General features: G+C 58.9%; 16 protein-coding genes and 1 tRNA gene. 15 read left to right on the plus strand and 2 right to left on the minus strand.

The annotated features are described in order from the left end of the window. Window positions 1-527: 527 nt before the first annotated feature. A tRNA-Leu gene (locus J1G35_RS19110) sits at window positions 528-612 on the minus strand. Window positions 613-720: 108 nt separating this feature from the next. Here J1G35_RS19110 and queA point away from each other — a divergent pair. The 6 genes from queA (at window position 721) to J1G35_RS19140 (ending at window position 6,798) form a co-directional block, all read left to right on the plus strand. Further along, window positions 721-1,770: a tRNA preQ1(34) S-adenosylmethionine ribosyltransferase-isomerase QueA gene (gene queA / locus J1G35_RS19115; RefSeq protein ID WP_223015731.1), complete on the plus strand. Its 1,050-nt coding sequence runs from the start codon at window positions 721-723 to the stop codon at window positions 1,768-1,770. A gap of 5 nt (window positions 1,771-1,775) precedes the next feature. Further along, window positions 1,776-2,891: a tRNA guanosine(34) transglycosylase Tgt gene (gene tgt / locus J1G35_RS19120; protein WP_162303237.1), complete on the plus strand. Its 1,116-nt coding sequence runs from the start codon at window positions 1,776-1,778 to the stop codon at window positions 2,889-2,891. A gap of 43 nt (window positions 2,892-2,934) precedes the next feature. Next, entirely contained in the window at window positions 2,935-3,273 is a 339-nt protein-coding gene (gene yajC, locus J1G35_RS19125) for a preprotein translocase subunit YajC (protein ID WP_053135483.1), read from the plus strand. 62 nt (window positions 3,274-3,335) lie between these two features. Beyond that, window positions 3,336-5,207 (plus strand): protein translocase subunit SecD, encoded by a 1,872-nt coding sequence (gene secD / locus J1G35_RS19130; RefSeq protein ID WP_223015732.1) that lies wholly within the window; start codon window positions 3,336-3,338, stop codon window positions 5,205-5,207. A 9-nt stretch (window positions 5,208-5,216) separates the two neighbouring features. After that, window positions 5,217-6,131: a protein translocase subunit SecF gene (secF, locus tag J1G35_RS19135; RefSeq protein WP_223015733.1), complete on the plus strand. Its 915-nt coding sequence runs from the start codon at window positions 5,217-5,219 to the stop codon at window positions 6,129-6,131. 124 nt (window positions 6,132-6,255) lie between these two features. Next, window positions 6,256-6,798 (plus strand): glycine zipper 2TM domain-containing protein, encoded by a 543-nt coding sequence (locus J1G35_RS19140; protein ID WP_015885750.1) that lies wholly within the window; start codon window positions 6,256-6,258, stop codon window positions 6,796-6,798. A gap of 143 nt (window positions 6,799-6,941) precedes the next feature. On the opposite strand, the gene suhB is transcribed toward J1G35_RS19140, so the two are convergent. After that, window positions 6,942-7,757 (minus strand): inositol-phosphate phosphatase, encoded by an 816-nt coding sequence (gene suhB, locus J1G35_RS19145; protein ID WP_003175971.1) that lies wholly within the window; start codon window positions 7,755-7,757, stop codon window positions 6,942-6,944. A 145-nt stretch (window positions 7,758-7,902) separates the two neighbouring features. On the opposite strand from suhB, the gene trmJ reads away from it, so the two are divergent. The 9 genes from trmJ to fdx all read left to right on the plus strand — a co-directional run bounded on the left by trmJ (window position 7,903) and on the right by fdx (window position 15,081). Beyond that, window positions 7,903-8,673 (plus strand): tRNA (cytosine(32)/uridine(32)-2'-O)-methyltransferase TrmJ, encoded by a 771-nt coding sequence (trmJ, locus tag J1G35_RS19150; RefSeq protein ID WP_003210307.1) that lies wholly within the window; start codon window positions 7,903-7,905, stop codon window positions 8,671-8,673. A gap of 2 nt (window positions 8,674-8,675) precedes the next feature. Beyond that, window positions 8,676-9,458, plus strand: a complete 783-nt coding sequence (cysE, locus tag J1G35_RS19155) for a serine O-acetyltransferase (protein ID WP_223015734.1) — start codon at window positions 8,676-8,678, stop codon at window positions 9,456-9,458. Window positions 9,459-9,697: 239 nt separating this feature from the next. After that, a complete protein-coding gene (gene iscR, locus J1G35_RS19160; RefSeq protein WP_003194020.1) occupies window positions 9,698-10,189 on the plus strand; it encodes a Fe-S cluster assembly transcriptional regulator IscR in 492 nt (163 codons plus the stop codon). 50 nt (window positions 10,190-10,239) lie between these two features. Beyond that, a complete protein-coding gene (locus J1G35_RS19165) occupies window positions 10,240-11,454 on the plus strand; it encodes an IscS subfamily cysteine desulfurase (protein ID WP_017530022.1) in 1,215 nt (404 codons plus the stop codon). Between the two features lie 99 nt (window positions 11,455-11,553). After that, the gene (iscU, locus tag J1G35_RS19170) at window positions 11,554-11,940 is read left to right on the plus strand and encodes a Fe-S cluster assembly scaffold IscU (protein WP_010565229.1); all 387 of its coding nucleotides are present in this window, start codon (window positions 11,554-11,556) and stop codon (window positions 11,938-11,940) included. A gap of 28 nt (window positions 11,941-11,968) precedes the next feature. Beyond that, on the plus strand, window positions 11,969-12,292 hold the full coding sequence (gene iscA, locus J1G35_RS19175; RefSeq protein WP_048722793.1) for an iron-sulfur cluster assembly protein IscA: 324 nt from the start codon (window positions 11,969-11,971) through the stop codon (window positions 12,290-12,292). 8 nt (window positions 12,293-12,300) lie between these two features. Beyond that, a complete protein-coding gene (gene hscB, locus J1G35_RS19180) occupies window positions 12,301-12,822 on the plus strand; it encodes a co-chaperone HscB (RefSeq protein WP_027605413.1) in 522 nt (173 codons plus the stop codon). A gap of 51 nt (window positions 12,823-12,873) precedes the next feature. Then, complete coding sequence (gene hscA, locus J1G35_RS19185; RefSeq protein WP_223015735.1) at window positions 12,874-14,736, plus strand: Fe-S protein assembly chaperone HscA; 1,863 nt, start codon at window positions 12,874-12,876, stop codon at window positions 14,734-14,736. A 3-nt stretch (window positions 14,737-14,739) separates the two neighbouring features. After that, window positions 14,740-15,081, plus strand: a complete 342-nt coding sequence (gene fdx, locus J1G35_RS19190; RefSeq protein WP_015885743.1) for an ISC system 2Fe-2S type ferredoxin — start codon at window positions 14,740-14,742, stop codon at window positions 15,079-15,081. The last annotated feature ends 3 nt before the right edge of the window (window positions 15,082-15,084 follow it).

A 15,084-nucleotide genomic window follows, 5' to 3' on the forward strand; every position in this document is an offset into this window, starting at 1 on the left:
ACGATGCATCGCCGATGGTAGTGTGGGGTTTCCCCATGTGAGAGTAGGTCATCGTCAAGATTAAATTCCGAAACCCCATTTGCGAAAGCAGATGGGGTTTTGTTTTGATCGGTCGAAAAGTGCGCTAAAAATTTCTAGGGTGAGTTCTCGACTGTTCTCGGCGATAAAATTGCTGCGGTCGTCCCATTACTTCTCCCCTGGCAGGCATCGGATCTATCTAGAGTCAGCATCTATCAATGGACGTGCTAACACCCTCCTGAATCTTTATGGACCCTTTGCGAGGATTAGGAAAAGCACTATTCCAGCTCGAAGTACGAGCTATGGTCCGTATGGGCTCATTGATAATGAGTAGAGGTGTTTTCGGCGTCCTTAGAGTGCCCCTGAGAGGCTTTGCTGGATTTTATGCTGGGTGGGGTGGGTATCGCGTTATCTCGCTCTCTGAGCGCCATTGCAGCCTCAGGGCTTCAAGTCCTCACTTTTCTGCAGGCGAAAAAAAAGACCTTGAAATTCAAGGTCTTTCTTTAAGATGGTGCCCCGAGGGAGACTCGAACTCCCACTCCTTTCGAAAACGGATTTTGAATCCGCCGCGTCTACCAATTCCGCCATCAGGGCTCAATGGCGGCGAAGTATAGAGATGAGATTACCGTTGGTCAATCACGTTTCATGGTCTATTTTCACTATTTCCGCTAGACTTCCCGGCCCTGCTAGACGAACCCCATCATGCGCGTTGCTGACTTTACTTTTGAACTCCCTGATTCGCTGATCGCTCGCCACCCTTTGGCCGAGCGTCGCGCCAGTCGACTGCTGACCCTGGACGGGGTGAGCGGTGCCCTCGCACACCGTCAATTCACTGATTTGCTTGAGCATTTACGCCCGGGCGATCTGATGGTGTTCAACAATACCCGGGTGATTCCGGCGCGGCTGTTTGGCCAGAAAGCATCCGGCGGCAAGCTGGAAATTCTGGTGGAGCGCGTGCTGGACAGCCATCGAGTGCTGGCTCATGTACGCTCCAGCAAGTCACCGAAACCGGGTTCGAGCATCCTCATAGAAGGGGGGGGTGAAGCTGAGATGGTGGCGCGCCATGATGCGCTGTTCGAGCTCCGGTTTGCCGAAGAGGTTTTGCCGCTGTTGGAGCGCGTCGGCCATATGCCATTGCCTCCTTATATCGACCGTCCTGATGAAGACTCAGATCGCGAGCGCTATCAGACGGTGTATTCCCAGCGCCTCGGTGCGGTCGCCGCGCCGACTGCCGGGCTGCATTTTGACCAGCCGCTGCTGGATGCGATTGCTGCCAAGGGGGTCGAGACTGCCTATGTGACCCTGCACGTGGGGGCCGGTACGTTTCAGCCGGTGCGTGTGGAGAACATCGAAGATCACCATATGCACAGCGAATGGCTGGAAGTCAGCCAAGACGTTGTGGACGCTGTTGAGGCGTGCAAGGCGCGCGGCGGTCGGGTGATAGCGGTGGGTACCACCAGCGTGCGTTCGCTGGAGAGTGCGGCACGCGACGGCGTGCTCAAACCGTTCAGTGGCGACACCGATATCTTTATTTACCCAGGCCGGCCGTTCCATGTGGTCGATTGCCTGGTCACCAACTTTCATTTGCCGGAATCCACGCTGTTGATGCTGGTATCGGCCTTTGCGGGTTATCCCGAAACAATGGCAGCGTATAAAGCCGCCATCGACAATGGATACCGTTTTTTCAGCTACGGTGATGCGATGTTTATCACCCGCAATCCGGCGCCGCGCGGCCCAGAGGAAACCTTATGAGTCGTATGTCGTTTGAATTATTGGCCACCGACGGCAAGGCCCGTCGCGGCCGCCTGACTTTTCCACGCGGCACCGTCGAGACTCCGGCATTCATGCCTGTGGGCACCTACGGCACCGTCAAGGGCATGCTGCCCCGTGACATCGTCGCCACCGGCGCCGAGATCATTCTCGGCAACACCTTTCACCTGTGGCTGCGCCCAGGCACGGAAGTGATCAAGAAGCATGGCGACCTGCATGACTTCATGAAGTGGCAAGGCCCGATCCTCACTGACTCGGGTGGTTTCCAGGTGTTCAGCCTGGGCGCCATGCGCAAGATCAAGGAAGAGGGCGTGACCTTCGCCTCGCCGGTGGACGGTTCCAAAGTGTTCATGGGCCCGGAAGAGTCGATGCAGGTGCAGCGCGACCTGGGCTCCGACATCGTGATGATTTTTGACGAGTGCACGCCGTATCCGGCTGATGAAGACGTCGCGCGCATCTCCATGGAGCTGTCGCTGCGTTGGGCCCAGCGTTCGAAAAACGCTCACGGCGACAACACCGCGGCGCTGTTTGGTATCGTCCAGGGCGGCATGCATGAAAGCCTGCGCAAACGCTCGCTGGAAGGCCTCGACAAGATCGGCTTTGACGGCCTCGCCATCGGCGGTTTGTCGGTAGGTGAGCCCAAGCACGAGATGATCAAGGTGCTGGATTACCTGCCGGGCCTGATGCCTGCTGAAAAACCTCGTTACCTTATGGGTGTTGGCAAACCCGAGGATCTCGTAGAGGGTGTGCGCCGCGGTGTGGACATGTTCGATTGCGTGATGCCAACCCGTAATGCCCGCAATGGGCATCTGTTCATTGATACAGGCGTGCTGAAGATCCGTAACGCGTTCCATCGCCATGATGATTCGCCGCTGGATCCGACCTGTGATTGCTACACCTGCCAGAACTTCTCCCGTGCTTATCTGCACCATCTGGACAAGTGTGGGGAAATGCTGGGTAGCATGTTGAATACCATCCACAATTTGCGTCACTACCAAGTCCTGATGGCTGGTTTGCGCGAGGCTATTCAACAGGGTACATTGGCCGCCTTCGTCGATGCCTTCTATGCCAAGCGCGGCCTCCCTGTGCCGCCCTTGGACTGAGTTTTCCGACCCTAAGATTCACTATTTGCAACTGGAGTGCTAAATGAGCTTTTTTATCTCTAACGCCATGGCTGACGCCGCTGCGCCTGCTGCTGCCGGCCCTATGGGCGGTGGTTTCGAGTGGATTTTCCTGGTCGGCTTCCTGGTCATCTTCTACCTGATGATCTGGCGTCCACAGGCCAAGCGTGCCAAAGAGCAGAAGAACCTGCTGGGCAGCCTGCAGAAAGGTGACGAAGTTGTGACCACCGGCGGTATCGCCGGCAAGATCACCAAGGTTTCCGACGCTTTCGTGATTCTGGAAGTCTCCGACACCGTAGAAATGAAGTTCCAGAAGGGCGCCATCGCCGCCACGCTGCCAAAAGGCACGCTCAAAGCGATCTAAGTTCCAACCTTTACCAATCGACGGGGCGCGCAAGGCGCCCCGCGTTATAAGCGGGCGGCGTGATGCTGAACAAATACCCTCTGTGGAAATACGTACTGATCCTGGCGGTGCTGGCGATCGGTTTTATTTATTCCGCTCCCAATCTTTACCCTGATGACCCGGCGATCCAGATCACTGGCGCCAGCACTTCGCTGCAGGTCAACCAGGCTGATCTGGAACGCGCGAGCAAGGCACTGACCGACGCGGGTATCCAGGTTAAAGCGGCAACATTGGCAGCTGGTGCGAAGGGCGGCTTGTTGCGCCTGACCAAGCAAGAAGACCAATTGCCGGCAAAAGATGTCGTACGCAAGGCCATGGGTGACGACTACGTCGTTGCGCTGAACCTGGCACAGACCACGCCACAGTGGTTGCGCAGCATTGGCGCGCACCCGATGAAGCTGGGTCTGGACTTGTCCGGTGGTGTGCACTTCCTGCTGGAAGTCGACATGGACAAAGCCCTCGACGCACGCCTGAAAGTCTATGAAGGCGACGTGAAGAGCCTGCTGCGTAAAGAGAAGCTACGTTATCGCAGCCTGCCGCAGCTCAACGGTGCAATCCAGCTGGGCTTCTCTGATGAAGCCTCGCGCGAACAGGCCCGTGCGCTGATCCGCAAGAACTTCAACGATTTCGACATCGTACCGGCCGACCTGAATGGTCAGGCTGTACTGCGTCTGGCGATGAGCCCGGCCAAAATCGCAGAAATTCGCGAATACTCCATCAAGCAGAACTTGACCACGGTACGTAACCGCGTCAACGAGCTGGGTGTGGCCGAGCCGATCGTTCAGCGCCAAGGTGCCAACCGCATCGTAGTTGAGCTGCCGGGCGTGCAGGACACCGCTGAAGCCAAGCGTATCCTGGGTAAAACCGCCAACCTGGAGTTCCGTCTCGCGGCTGAGCCGGGTGCTTCCCGTGCGACTTCCGAAGAGTTCGAGTTCCGTGAAGGCAACCGTCCTCCAGCGCTGATCGAGCGTGGCTTGATCATTACCGGTGACCAGGTAACTGACGCCAAGGCTGGTTTCGACTCGCAGCACGGTAGTCCTGAAGTGAACATCCGCCTGGATGGTCATGGTGGCGAACTGATGAGCCGCGCCACGCGCAGCAACGTAGGTCGCAGCATGGCTGTGATCTTCATCGAGCAGCGCCCGGTGACCACTTACACCAAGCAAATGGTCAACGGCGTCGAGAAAGACGTTCCGGTGCAAACCTTCAAGGAAGAGAAGAAGATCATCAGCCTGGCGACCATCCAGTCGCCGCTGGGTGCTCAATTCCGCATCACCGGCCTGAACGGCCAGGGCGAATCCTCGGAGCTGGCCCTGTTGCTGCGTGCCGGTGGCCTGGCTGCACCGATGTACTTCGCTGAAGAACGTACCATCGGCCCGAGCCTGGGTGCCGACAACATCACCAAGGGTATCGACGCGGCCTTGTGGGGCATGCTGTTCGTCTCGCTGTTCATCATCGCCATCTACCGCTTCTTCGGCATCATTGCCACAGTGGCCCTGGCGGGCAACATGGTGATGCTGCTGGCCCTGATGTCGCTGCTGGGCGCTACGCTGACCCTGCCAGGTATCGCCGGTATCGTTCTCACCATGGGTATGGCGGTGGACGCCAACGTGCTGATCTTCTCGCGGATTCGTGAAGAGATCGCCGCGGGCATGACCGTACAGCGTGCAATCAACGAAGGCTTCGGCCGGGCATTTACCGCGATCCTCGACTCCAACCTGACCACATTGCTGGTCGGCGGGATTCTCTTTGCCATGGGCACCGGCCCGGTCAAGGGTTTTGCGGTAACCATGTCCCTCGGTATCTTTACCTCGATGTTCACGGCCATCATGGTGACCCGCGCAATGGTCAACCTGATCTTTGGCGGGCGTGACTTCAAGAAGTTGTGGATTTAAGGGGCTGCCATGTTACGTACAATCAACTTCATGGGCGTTCGCAACGTTGCGTTCGGCGTCACCGTGCTCCTTACCGTTCTGGCGTTGTTCAGCTGGTTCCATAAGGGCCTGAACTACGGTCTGGACTTCACCGGCGGTACGCTCATCGAGCTGACCTACGAGAAGCCGGCCGACGTCACCCTGGTGCGCACTGAGCTGGTCAAAGCCGGCTATCACGAAGCCATCGTGCAGAGCTTCGGTGCGACCACCGACCTGCTGGTGCGTATGCCTGGCGAAGACCCGCAGCTGGGTCATCAGGTAGCCGAAGCCTTGCAGAAGGTCGGTGGCGACAACCCTGCGTCGGTCAAGCGCGTCGAGTTCGTGGGCCCGCAAGTGGGTGAAGAGCTGCGCGACCAAGGCGGCCTCGGCATGCTGATGGCGCTGGTCGGCATCATGATCTACCTGGCATTCCGTTTTCAGTGGAAGTTCGGTGTCGGCGCCATTGTGTCGCTGATCCACGACGTGATCGTGACCGTGGGTATCCTGGCGTACTTCCAGATCACCTTCGACCTGACCGTACTGGCGGCCGTGCTGGCGATCATTGGTTACTCCCTCAACGACACCATCGTGGTATTCGACCGGGTTCGTGAGAACTTCCGCGTACTGCGCAAGGCGTCGCTGATCGAGAACATCAACATCTCGACCACCCAGACCCTGCTGCGGACCATGGCGACGTCGATTTCCACTTTGCTGGCGATCGCGGCGCTGATGATCTTCGGTGGTGACAACCTGTGGGGCTTCTCCCTGGCACTGTTCATAGGCGTTCTGGCGGGTACCTACTCGTCGATCTACATCGCCAACGTGGTGCTGATCTGGCTGAACCTCAACAGCGAAGACCTGATCCCTCCTGCCGCCACGGGCAAGGAGGTCGACGACCGTCCTTGATGGGCGCTTGTTGATCTGCTGTTACAAAAAAGGCACGAGTATTGAACTCGTGCCTTTTTTTTTGCTCCAAGGCTGGGTATAGCGCGGATCTTTCGGTCCGTTTGTGATGGTCAGGAGGTTCAATGTGAACAAGTCGTTACTGGTTGGTGCGGTATTGGGTGCTGTCGGTGTGACTGCCGGGGGTGCTGTTGCCACCTACAGCCTGGTAAAAAGCGGCCCTGAGTATGCGCAAGTGCTGGCGGTGCAGCCGGTGAAAACCCAGATTAAAACGCCTCGCGAGGTCTGCAAGGACGTCGCGGTGACCCGGCAGAAGCCGGTGCAGGATCAACATCAGATCGTCGGTACCGTGGTTGGTGCGCTGGCCGGTGGCCTGTTGGGTAACCAGGTCGGTGGCGGTAACGGCAAGAAGCTGGCCACCGTAGCCGGTGCGGTCGGTGGTGGTTACGCTGGTAACAAGGTTCAGGAAGGCATGCAGAACCGCGATACCTACACCACTACCCAGACTCGCTGTAACACCGTCAACGACATCAGCGACAAAGTAGTCGGTTACGACGTGCGTTACACCCTGGACGGCAAGGAAGGTTCGGTGCGTATGGATCGTGATCCAGGTGGTCAGATCCCGGTCGACAAGGAAGGGCGTCTCGTCCTGGGTCAGAACCAGCAGTAATCCCAAAGCCTGGTTCAGTTCAAAGTGTGGGAGGGGCACGCCCCCTCCCACATTTGATTTGTGGTGCTGCTGGTATTTAAGCCCGCACCAAATCACAGGCATAAAAAAAGCACCCCGTAGGGTGCTTTTTTGTGCTCGCTCGCTTAGCGCTTCAGCGAAGCCGGCAGGTGCGGCTGGATCGCCGTCAGTACTGCCTTGAAGCATTTGGTGTTGCCGGCAACCACGTGGCCTTTTTCCAGGAAGTCATGACCGCCGGTGAAGTCGCTCACCAGGCCGCCGGCCTCTTGGATCAGCAGGGCGCCTGCAGCCATGTCCCACTCGGACAGGCCCGACTCCCAGAACGCATCAAAACGACCGGCCGCCACGTAAGCCAGGTCCAGGCTTGCCGCGCCAGCGCGACGGATGCCGGCGGTCTGGCCAACCAGGGCGCGGAACATGCCCAGGTAGTTTTCCAGGTTGTCCATCTGGTCGTCACGGAACGGGAACCCGGTACCCAGCAGGGCGCCGTCCAGGCTGGTGCGACCGCTGACGCGCAGGCGACGACCGTTCAGTTGGGCGCCACGGCCACGGCTGGCGGTGAATTCTTCCTGGCGAACCGGGTCAAGCACGACAGCGTGTTCCAGGCGGCCACGGTATTTGCAGGCAATGCTCACGGCAAAGTGCGGGATGCCGCGCAGGAAGTTGGTGGTGCCATCCAGTGGGTCGATGATCCACAGGTAGTCTTCGCCTTCGCCGCTGCCTTTGTGCAGGCCGGTTTCTTCGCCGAGGATGCCGTGGGTAGGGTAGGCCTTGCGCAGCGCGTCGATGATTTTCTGTTCGGCGGCGCGGTCCACCTCGGATACGTAATCCTTGGCGTCTTTTTCGTCGACCTTGATGGTATCCAGGCGCTCGATGGAGCGGAAGATCAATTCACTGGCGCTGCGGGCGGCGCGCAGCGCGATATTCAGCATGGGCTGCATGGATGTGTCACCTAAGGTTGTTAAAGAAAGCCGAGCATTCTAGCAGAAACTTTCTTCAGGTGAAGGACGACGTTAGCTTTCATGGCATAACCTTAGGCTGTTCTGTAAGATTTGCTCCCCTTTCCCGTGTCCGAGAGCGCCTCCCTTGCTGCAAAACATTCGTGTCGTCTTGGTCAATACCAGTCATCCCGGCAATATCGGTGGGGTGGCGCGAGCCATGAAAAACATGGGGTTGACGCGTCTGGTGCTGGTCGAACCGCGCGTGTTCCCGCACCACGAGGCCGATGCCCGCGCATCCGGCGCCAATGACATCCTGGAAAAAGCCCAGGTCGTCGCCACCCTGGAAGACGCCTTGGTCGGCTGCAATCTCGTGCTCGGCACCAGCGCCCGTGACCGCCGTATTCCCTGGCCGCTGCTGGACCCACGCGAGTGCGGGACCAAAGTGGTGGAGGAGGCGGCCGGTGGAGCTGAAATCGCCCTGGTGTTTGGCCGTGAAGACTCCGGCCTGACCAACGAAGAGCTGCAGCGATGTCATTACCACGTGCACATTCCATCAGACCCCGAGTTCAGCTCGCTGAACCTCGGGGCTGCGGTGCAGGTGTTAAGTTACGAAGTGCGCATGGCCTGGCTGGCCGCAGAAGGGCAGCCGAGCAAGGTTGAAAAGGATGAAGTGGCATCGACCAAAAGTGGCGAGCTGGCCACCATGGACGAGCTGGAGCGATTCTATGAACACCTGGAGCAAACCCTGGTGGCCATCGAATTCCTTGATCCGGAAAAACCACGCCACTTAATGGCGCGCTTGCGCCGCCTGTACGGGCGCAGCTCGGTCAGCCGAGCGGAAATGAATATATTGCGTGGCATCCTCACGGAAACCCAGAAAGCGGCCCGTGGTGAGCTTCTTAAGCGGAAGGATTAAAAATGTTCGAGCGTTTGCGAGAAGATATCCAAAGTGTTTTCCACCGTGACCCGGCGGCGCGCAACGCCTTTGAAGTGCTGACCTGCTATCCGGGCATGCACGCGATCTGGATCCATCGCCTGTCTGGTGCCTTGTGGAATATGGGCTGGAAATGGCTGGCGCGGCTGGTGTCGAACTTCGGTCGTTGGTTGACCGGGATTGAGATCCACCCGGGTGCCAAGGTGGGGCGTCGCTTCTTTATCGATCACGGTATGGGCATCGTCATTGGTGAGACTGCCGAGATCGGTGATGACGTGACCCTGTACCAGGGCGTGACGTTGGGCGGCACCAGTTGGAACAAGGGTAAGCGCCATCCGACGCTGGAGGATGGCGTAGTGGTGGGCGCGGGCGCCAAGGTGCTTGGTCCGTTCACTGTCGGCGCGGGTGCCAAGGTTGGCTCCAATGCTGTCGTGACCAAGGCTGTGCCGCCTGGCGCAACCGTGGTGGGTATTCCTGGCCGAATCATCGTCAAGCCGGAGGTCGGCGAAGAGCAGGAGGCCAAGCGCAAGGCCATGGCCGAGAAAATCGGTTTCGACGCCTACGGTGTCAGCGAAGACATGCCTGATCCGGTGGCGCGCGCCATCGGTCAGTTGCTTGACCACCTGCAAGCGGTGGACGGCAAGCTGGACGGTATGTGTGGAGCGCTGAAAGAGCTGGGCAGCAGCTACTGTGCGAAAGATCTGCCTGAGTTGCGCGAAGAAGACTTCGCGCAGATCAAGGACGAAGTTGCAACCAAGGCCGGCTGAAGTCTCATCACCACCACAAAACCCCTGTGGGAGGGGGCTTGTCCCTCCCACTTTTGATCTCCATTAGTCTCGGAATTCCTGCTTGGCCCTGTTCCCGCTGTTCGTTGCGACCCCATCCTGCTATGATTCGCGCGCCCTTTTTACGGGTAATCCTGACTAAAGTACTAGGTCTTATAGTTGACTTAAATACTCGGGAATCGCATACTTGCTCCCATTCTGAAACACCTTGGTACTTGTCCATGAGACTGACTACAAAAGGCCGATACGCGGTGACTGCCATGCTTGACCTGGCCTTGCACGCGCAAACTGGGCCGGTGTCCCTGGCCGATATCTCCGAGCGCCAAGGCATTTCCCTGTCCTACCTTGAGCAGCTGTTCGCCAAATTGCGTCGTAGCAATCTGGTCTCCAGCGTGCGTGGGCCGGGCGGTGGCTATCAACTGTCCCGCGACATGCAGGGCATTCAGGTAGCCCAGGTGATCGACGCGGTCAACGAATCCGTCGATGCGACCAAATGCCAGGGCCTGGGTGACTGCCACGCCGGCGACACCTGCCTGACACACCACTTGTGGTGTGACCTGAGCCTGCAGATCCATGAGTTTTTGAGTGGTATCAGCTTGGCTGATCTTGTGACTCGCCGTGAGGTGCAAGAAGTAGCCCAGCGTCAGGACCAGCGCCGTTGCAATACCAAGGCGCCGCGTCTGGACAAGATCGAAGCGTCCGCCGTCGAGTGACAGCCGCAGAGCTAACGGCACGCCAGCCAGCCTGATTTAGGAGAAAGTCCATGAAATTGCCGATTTACCTTGATTACTCAGCGACCACCCCGGTTGATCCGCGTGTCGCGCAAAAGATGAGCGAATGCCTGCTGGTCGACGGAAACTTCGGCAACCCGGCCTCCCGTTCCCACGTTTTCGGCTGGAAAGCCGAGGAAGCGGTCGAGAACGCTCGTCGCCAGGTTGCTGACCTGGTCGGTGCAGACCCGCGTGAAATCGTCTGGACCTCCGGTGCCACCGAATCCGACAACCTGGCTATCAAGGGCGCGGCGCATTTCTACGCGACCAAAGGCAAGCACCTGATCACCACCAAGATTGAGCACAAGGCTGTCCTCGACACCATGCGCCAACTGGAGCGTGAAGGTTTCGAGGTCACTTACCTCGAGCCAACCACCGACGGTATCGTCACCCCGGCCATGATCGAAGCCGCGCTGCGTGAAGACACCATCCTGGTTTCCGTGATCCACGTGAACAACGAAATCGGCACCATCAACGACATCGCGGCCATCGGCGAGCTGACTCGCTCCAAGGGCATTCTGCTGCACGTCGACGCTGCTCAGTCCACCGGCAAGGTCGACATCGACCTGTCCAAGCTGAAAGTCGACCTGATGTCGTTCTCGGCCCACAAGACCTATGGCCCTAAAGGTATCGGCGCGCTGTACGTGAGCCGTAAGCCACGCGTGCGCATCGAAGCCACCATGCACGGCGGCGGTCACGAGCGCGGCATGCGTTCAGGCACCTTGGCGACCCATCAGATCGTCGGCATGGGCGAAGCTTTCCGTGTAGCCAAGGAAGACATGGCTGCCGAAAACGTACGTATCAAGGCTCTGAGCGATCGCTTCTACAAGCAGGTCGAGAACCTTGAAGAGCTGTACATCAACGGCAGCATGACTGCTCGTGTACCGCACAACCTGAATTTGAGCTTCAACTACGTCGAAGGCGAGTCGCTGATCATGGCGCTCAAGGATCTGGCGGTGTCGTCCGGTTCGGCCTGCACCTCGGCGTCCCTTGAGCCTTCGTACGTACTGCGCGCCCTGGGCCGCAACGACGAACTGGCACACAGCTCGATCCGCTTTACGTTTGGCCGTTTCACCACCGAAGAGCAAGTCGACTACGCCGCGCAGAAAGTCTGCGAAGCCGTCAACAAGCTGCGCGTTCTGTCGCCGCTGTGGGACATGTACAAAGACGGTGTCGATATTTCCAAGATCGAGTGGGCGGCACACTAACTATAGAAGCCGCCACCCAAGCTCTGTAGGAACGTGGCGGAAAACGCAGGCGTTTTTACAGGGTTCCAGAGCGGCCCTGATGAGTGAGGATTCAGTACCATGGCTTACAGCGAAAAGGTCATCGACCACTACGAAAACCCGCGCAACGTCGGCAAGATGGATGCGGAAGACCCTGATGTCGGCACCGGCATGGTTGGCGCTCCGGCGTGCGGCGATGTGATGCGCCTGCAGATCAAGGTCAACGAAGCTGGCGTTATCGAAGACGCCAAGTTCAAGACTTACGGCTGCGGTTCGGCCATCGCCTCCAGCTCCCTGGCGACCGAATGGATGAAAGGCAAGACCCTGGATGAGGCTGTGACTATCAGCAACACCCAGCTGGCCGAAGAGCTGGCCCTGCCGCCAGTGAAAATTCACTGCTCCGTACTCGCTGAAGACGCCATCAAGGCGGCCGTTCGCGACTACAAGCAGAAGAAAGGCTTGATCTAAGCATTTGGCGACGAGTAAGGAGTCAACGATGGCTATCAGCATGACAGAAGCGGCTGCGCGGCACGTGCGACGCTCCCTGGATGGGCGCGGTAAAGGTGAGGGGATTCGTCTGGGTGTGCGCACCACGGGCTGTTCCGGCCTTGCCTATGTGCTGGAGTTCGTCGACGAGGTGGTTGAGGAAGACCAGGTGTTCGAAAGTCACGGCGAGAAAGTGATCATCGACCCTAAAAGCCTGACCTACCTGGACGGCACCGAGCTCGATTTCGTCAAGGAAGGGTTGAACGAAGGCTTCAAGTTCAACAACCCCAACGTACGCGGTGAGTGTGGCTGCGGCGAAAGCTTCAACATCTGAGGCTATTCGTGGGTACTCCTTGTCATTTCGCTTTATTCGAGCTGCAGCCGAGTTTTCGGCTGGACCTCGAGCAGCTTGCCACGCGCTACCGAGAATTGGCGCGTGGGGTGCATCCGGACCGCTTCGCTGACGCTTCCGAGCGTGAGCAACGCCTGGCGCTGGAGCAATCGGCCAGCCTCAACGAAGCCTATCAGACCCTTAAAAGTCCTCCGAAGCGCGCGCGTTACCTGCTCGCGATGAACGGTGGTGAGCTGCCGCTGGAAGTCACGGTGCACGACCCCGACTTCCTGATGCAGCAGATGCAGTGGCGCGAAGAGCTCGAAGACCTGCAGGACGAAGCCGATGTGGCAGGTGTCGCAGTGTTCAAGCGTCGTCTGAAAGTTGCCCAGGATGAGCTCAACGAAAGCTTCGCAGCTTGTTGGGACGATGCAGCGCAGCGTGAACAGGCCGAGCGCCTGATGCGGCGCATGCAGTTCCTCGACAAGCTCACCTACGAAGTGCGCCAGCTAGAAGAGCGCCTCGACGATTAACCCAGTGCTGCCCGTGATGCACGCCTGATAGACAGATAAGACCTGATTACCATGGCTCTACTGCAAATCGCCGAACCCGGCCAAAGCCCTCAACCGCACCAGCGTCGTCTGGCGGTGGGGATTGACCTGGGCACCACCAATTCCCTGGTTGCTGCCTTGCGCAGCGGCCTGTCCGAGCCGCTGCCCGACGCTGATGGCCAGGTGATCCTGCCGTCCGCCGTGCGCTATCACGCTGACCGCACGGAAGTCGGTGAGTCAGCCAAGTTGGCGGCGTCTACCGATCCTTTGAACACCGTGCTGTCGGTCAAGCGCTTGATGGGTCGTGGTCTGTCCGACGTCAAGCAATTGGGTGACCAACTGCCGTACCGCTTTGTGGGCGGCGAATCCCACATGCCGTTCATCGACACGGTCCAGGGGCCGAAAAGCCCGGTGGAAGTGTCGGCGGATATCCTCAAGGTGCTGCGCCAGCGCGCGGAAACCACCTTGGGTGGCGAACTGGTCGGTGCTGTGATCACCGTCCCGGCTTATTTCGATGATGCGCAACGCCAAGCCACCAAGGACGCGGCGAAGCTCGCCGGCCTGAACGTGCTGCGCCTGCTCAACGAGCCGACCGCGGCCGCCGTGGCCTATGGCCTGGACCAACACGCGGAAGGCCTCGTCGCCATCTACGACTTGGGCGGCGGAACCTTTGATATTTCGATCCTGCGCCTGATCGGCGGTGTGTTCGAAGTACTGGCTACCGGTGGCGATACGGCACTGGGCGGCGATGACTTAGACCACGCCATCGCGGGTTGGATCATCAGCAGCGCCGGCTTGTCGGCTGATCTGGATCCGGGCGAGCAGCGTAACTTGCTGCAAGCTGCCTGTGCAGCTAAAGAGGCGCTGACTGACGCTGCTTCTGTTGAAGTTTCCTATGGCAGTTGGTGCGCCCAGCTGACTCGTGAAGCCTTCGATTCGTTGATCGAGCCGATGGTTGCCCGCAGCCTGAAAGCCTGCCGTCGCGCCGTGCGTGATTCCGGTATCGAGCTGGAGGATGTCGGTGCCGTGGTCATGGTCGGTGGTTCCACCCGCGTTCCGCGCGTTCGCGAAGCCGTTGCCGAAGCCTTTGGCCGTCAGCCGCTGACAGAAATCGACCCGGACCAAGTGGTTGCCATCGGCGCTGCCATCCAGGCCGATACCCTGGCCGGCAACAAGCGCGATGGCGGCGAGCTGCTGCTGCTCGACGTGATCCCGCTGTCCCTGGGGCTGGAAACCATGGGCGGGCTGATGGAGAAGGTGATTCCACGTAACACCACCATCCCCGTTGCCCGCGCCCAAGATTTCACCACCTACAAAGATGGCCAGACGGCCATGATGATTCATGTGCTGCAAGGTGAGCGCGAGCTGATCAGCGACTGCCGTTCCCTGGCGCGCTTTGAATTGCGCGGTATCCCGGCCATGGTCGCGGGTGCGGCTAAGATTCGCGTGACCTTCCAGGTCGACGCCGACGGCCTGCTCAGTGTCGCGGCGCGTGAATTGGGTTCGGGCGTGGAAGCGAGCATCCAGGTCAAGCCGTCCTACGGTCTGACTGACGGCGAAATTGCCAAGATGCTCAAGGACTCGTTCCAATACGCCGGTGACGACAAGGTCGCGCGCGTGCTGCGTGAGCAGCAAGTGGATGCCCAGCGCCTGCTCGAAGCGGTGCAGGGCGCCCTTGACGCCGACGGCGAGCGTCTGCTGGATGCCGAAGAACGCATGGTTATCGACCTGCAGATGCAGGAGCTGGCCGAACTGATGAAAGGCAACGATGGTTATGCCATCGAGCAACAGACCAAGCGCTTGTCGCAGGTCACTGACGCCTTTGCCGCCCGCCGCATGGATCAGACGGTGAAAGCCGCACTGGCCGGGCGCAACCTGAATGAAATCGAGGAATAATTAATGCCGCAGGTCATTTTTCTGCCACACGCCGAGCATTGCCCGGACGGTATGGTTGTTGAGGCTGAGACCGGCAAGTCCATCCTCGAAGTTGCCCATGACAACCACATCGAGATCGAAAGTGCCTGTGGTGGTGTGTGCGCCTGCACCACCTGCCATTGTGTAATTCGCGAGGGCTTCAATAGCCTGGAAGAAGCCGATGAGCTGGAAGAGGACTTTCTTGACCGGGCCTGGGGCCTGGAGGCCACTTCTCGCCTAAGCTGTCAGGCAAAGGTCGGGACTGAAGACATCACCGTCGAAATTCCGAAATATTCGCTCAACCATGCTGCCGAAGCGCCGCACTGATTC

It is taken from the genome of Pseudomonas sp. SH10-3B (assembly GCF_019891415.1).
GTDB lineage: Bacteria > Pseudomonadota > Gammaproteobacteria > Pseudomonadales > Pseudomonadaceae > Aquipseudomonas.

What these genes read in the sequence shown, in the direction of transcription:
- queA (WP_223015731.1), top strand. Translation starts at nt 721, where the DNA reads ATGCGCGTTGCTGACTTTACTTTTGAACTCCCTGATTCGCTGATCGCT.
- tgt (WP_162303237.1), top strand. Translation starts at nt 1,776, where the DNA reads ATGTCGTTTGAATTATTGGCCACCGACGGCAAGGCCCGTCGCGGCCGC.
- yajC (WP_053135483.1), top strand. Translation starts at nt 2,935, where the DNA reads ATGAGCTTTTTTATCTCTAACGCCATGGCTGACGCCGCTGCGCCTGCT.
- secD (WP_223015732.1), top strand. Translation starts at nt 3,336, where the DNA reads ATGCTGAACAAATACCCTCTGTGGAAATACGTACTGATCCTGGCGGTG.
- secF (WP_223015733.1), top strand. Translation starts at nt 5,217, where the DNA reads ATGTTACGTACAATCAACTTCATGGGCGTTCGCAACGTTGCGTTCGGC.
- suhB (WP_003175971.1), bottom strand. Translation starts at nt 7,757, where the DNA reads ATGCAGCCCATGCTGAATATCGCGCTGCGCGCCGCCCGCAGCGCCAGT.
- cysE (WP_223015734.1), top strand. Translation starts at nt 8,676, where the DNA reads ATGTTCGAGCGTTTGCGAGAAGATATCCAAAGTGTTTTCCACCGTGAC.
- iscR (WP_003194020.1), top strand. Translation starts at nt 9,698, where the DNA reads ATGAGACTGACTACAAAAGGCCGATACGCGGTGACTGCCATGCTTGAC.
- J1G35_RS19165 (WP_017530022.1), top strand. Translation starts at nt 10,240, where the DNA reads ATGAAATTGCCGATTTACCTTGATTACTCAGCGACCACCCCGGTTGAT.
- iscU (WP_010565229.1), top strand. Translation starts at nt 11,554, where the DNA reads ATGGCTTACAGCGAAAAGGTCATCGACCACTACGAAAACCCGCGCAAC.
- iscA (WP_048722793.1), top strand. Translation starts at nt 11,969, where the DNA reads ATGGCTATCAGCATGACAGAAGCGGCTGCGCGGCACGTGCGACGCTCC.
- hscA (WP_223015735.1), top strand. Translation starts at nt 12,874, where the DNA reads ATGGCTCTACTGCAAATCGCCGAACCCGGCCAAAGCCCTCAACCGCAC.
- fdx (WP_015885743.1), top strand. Translation starts at nt 14,740, where the DNA reads ATGCCGCAGGTCATTTTTCTGCCACACGCCGAGCATTGCCCGGACGGT.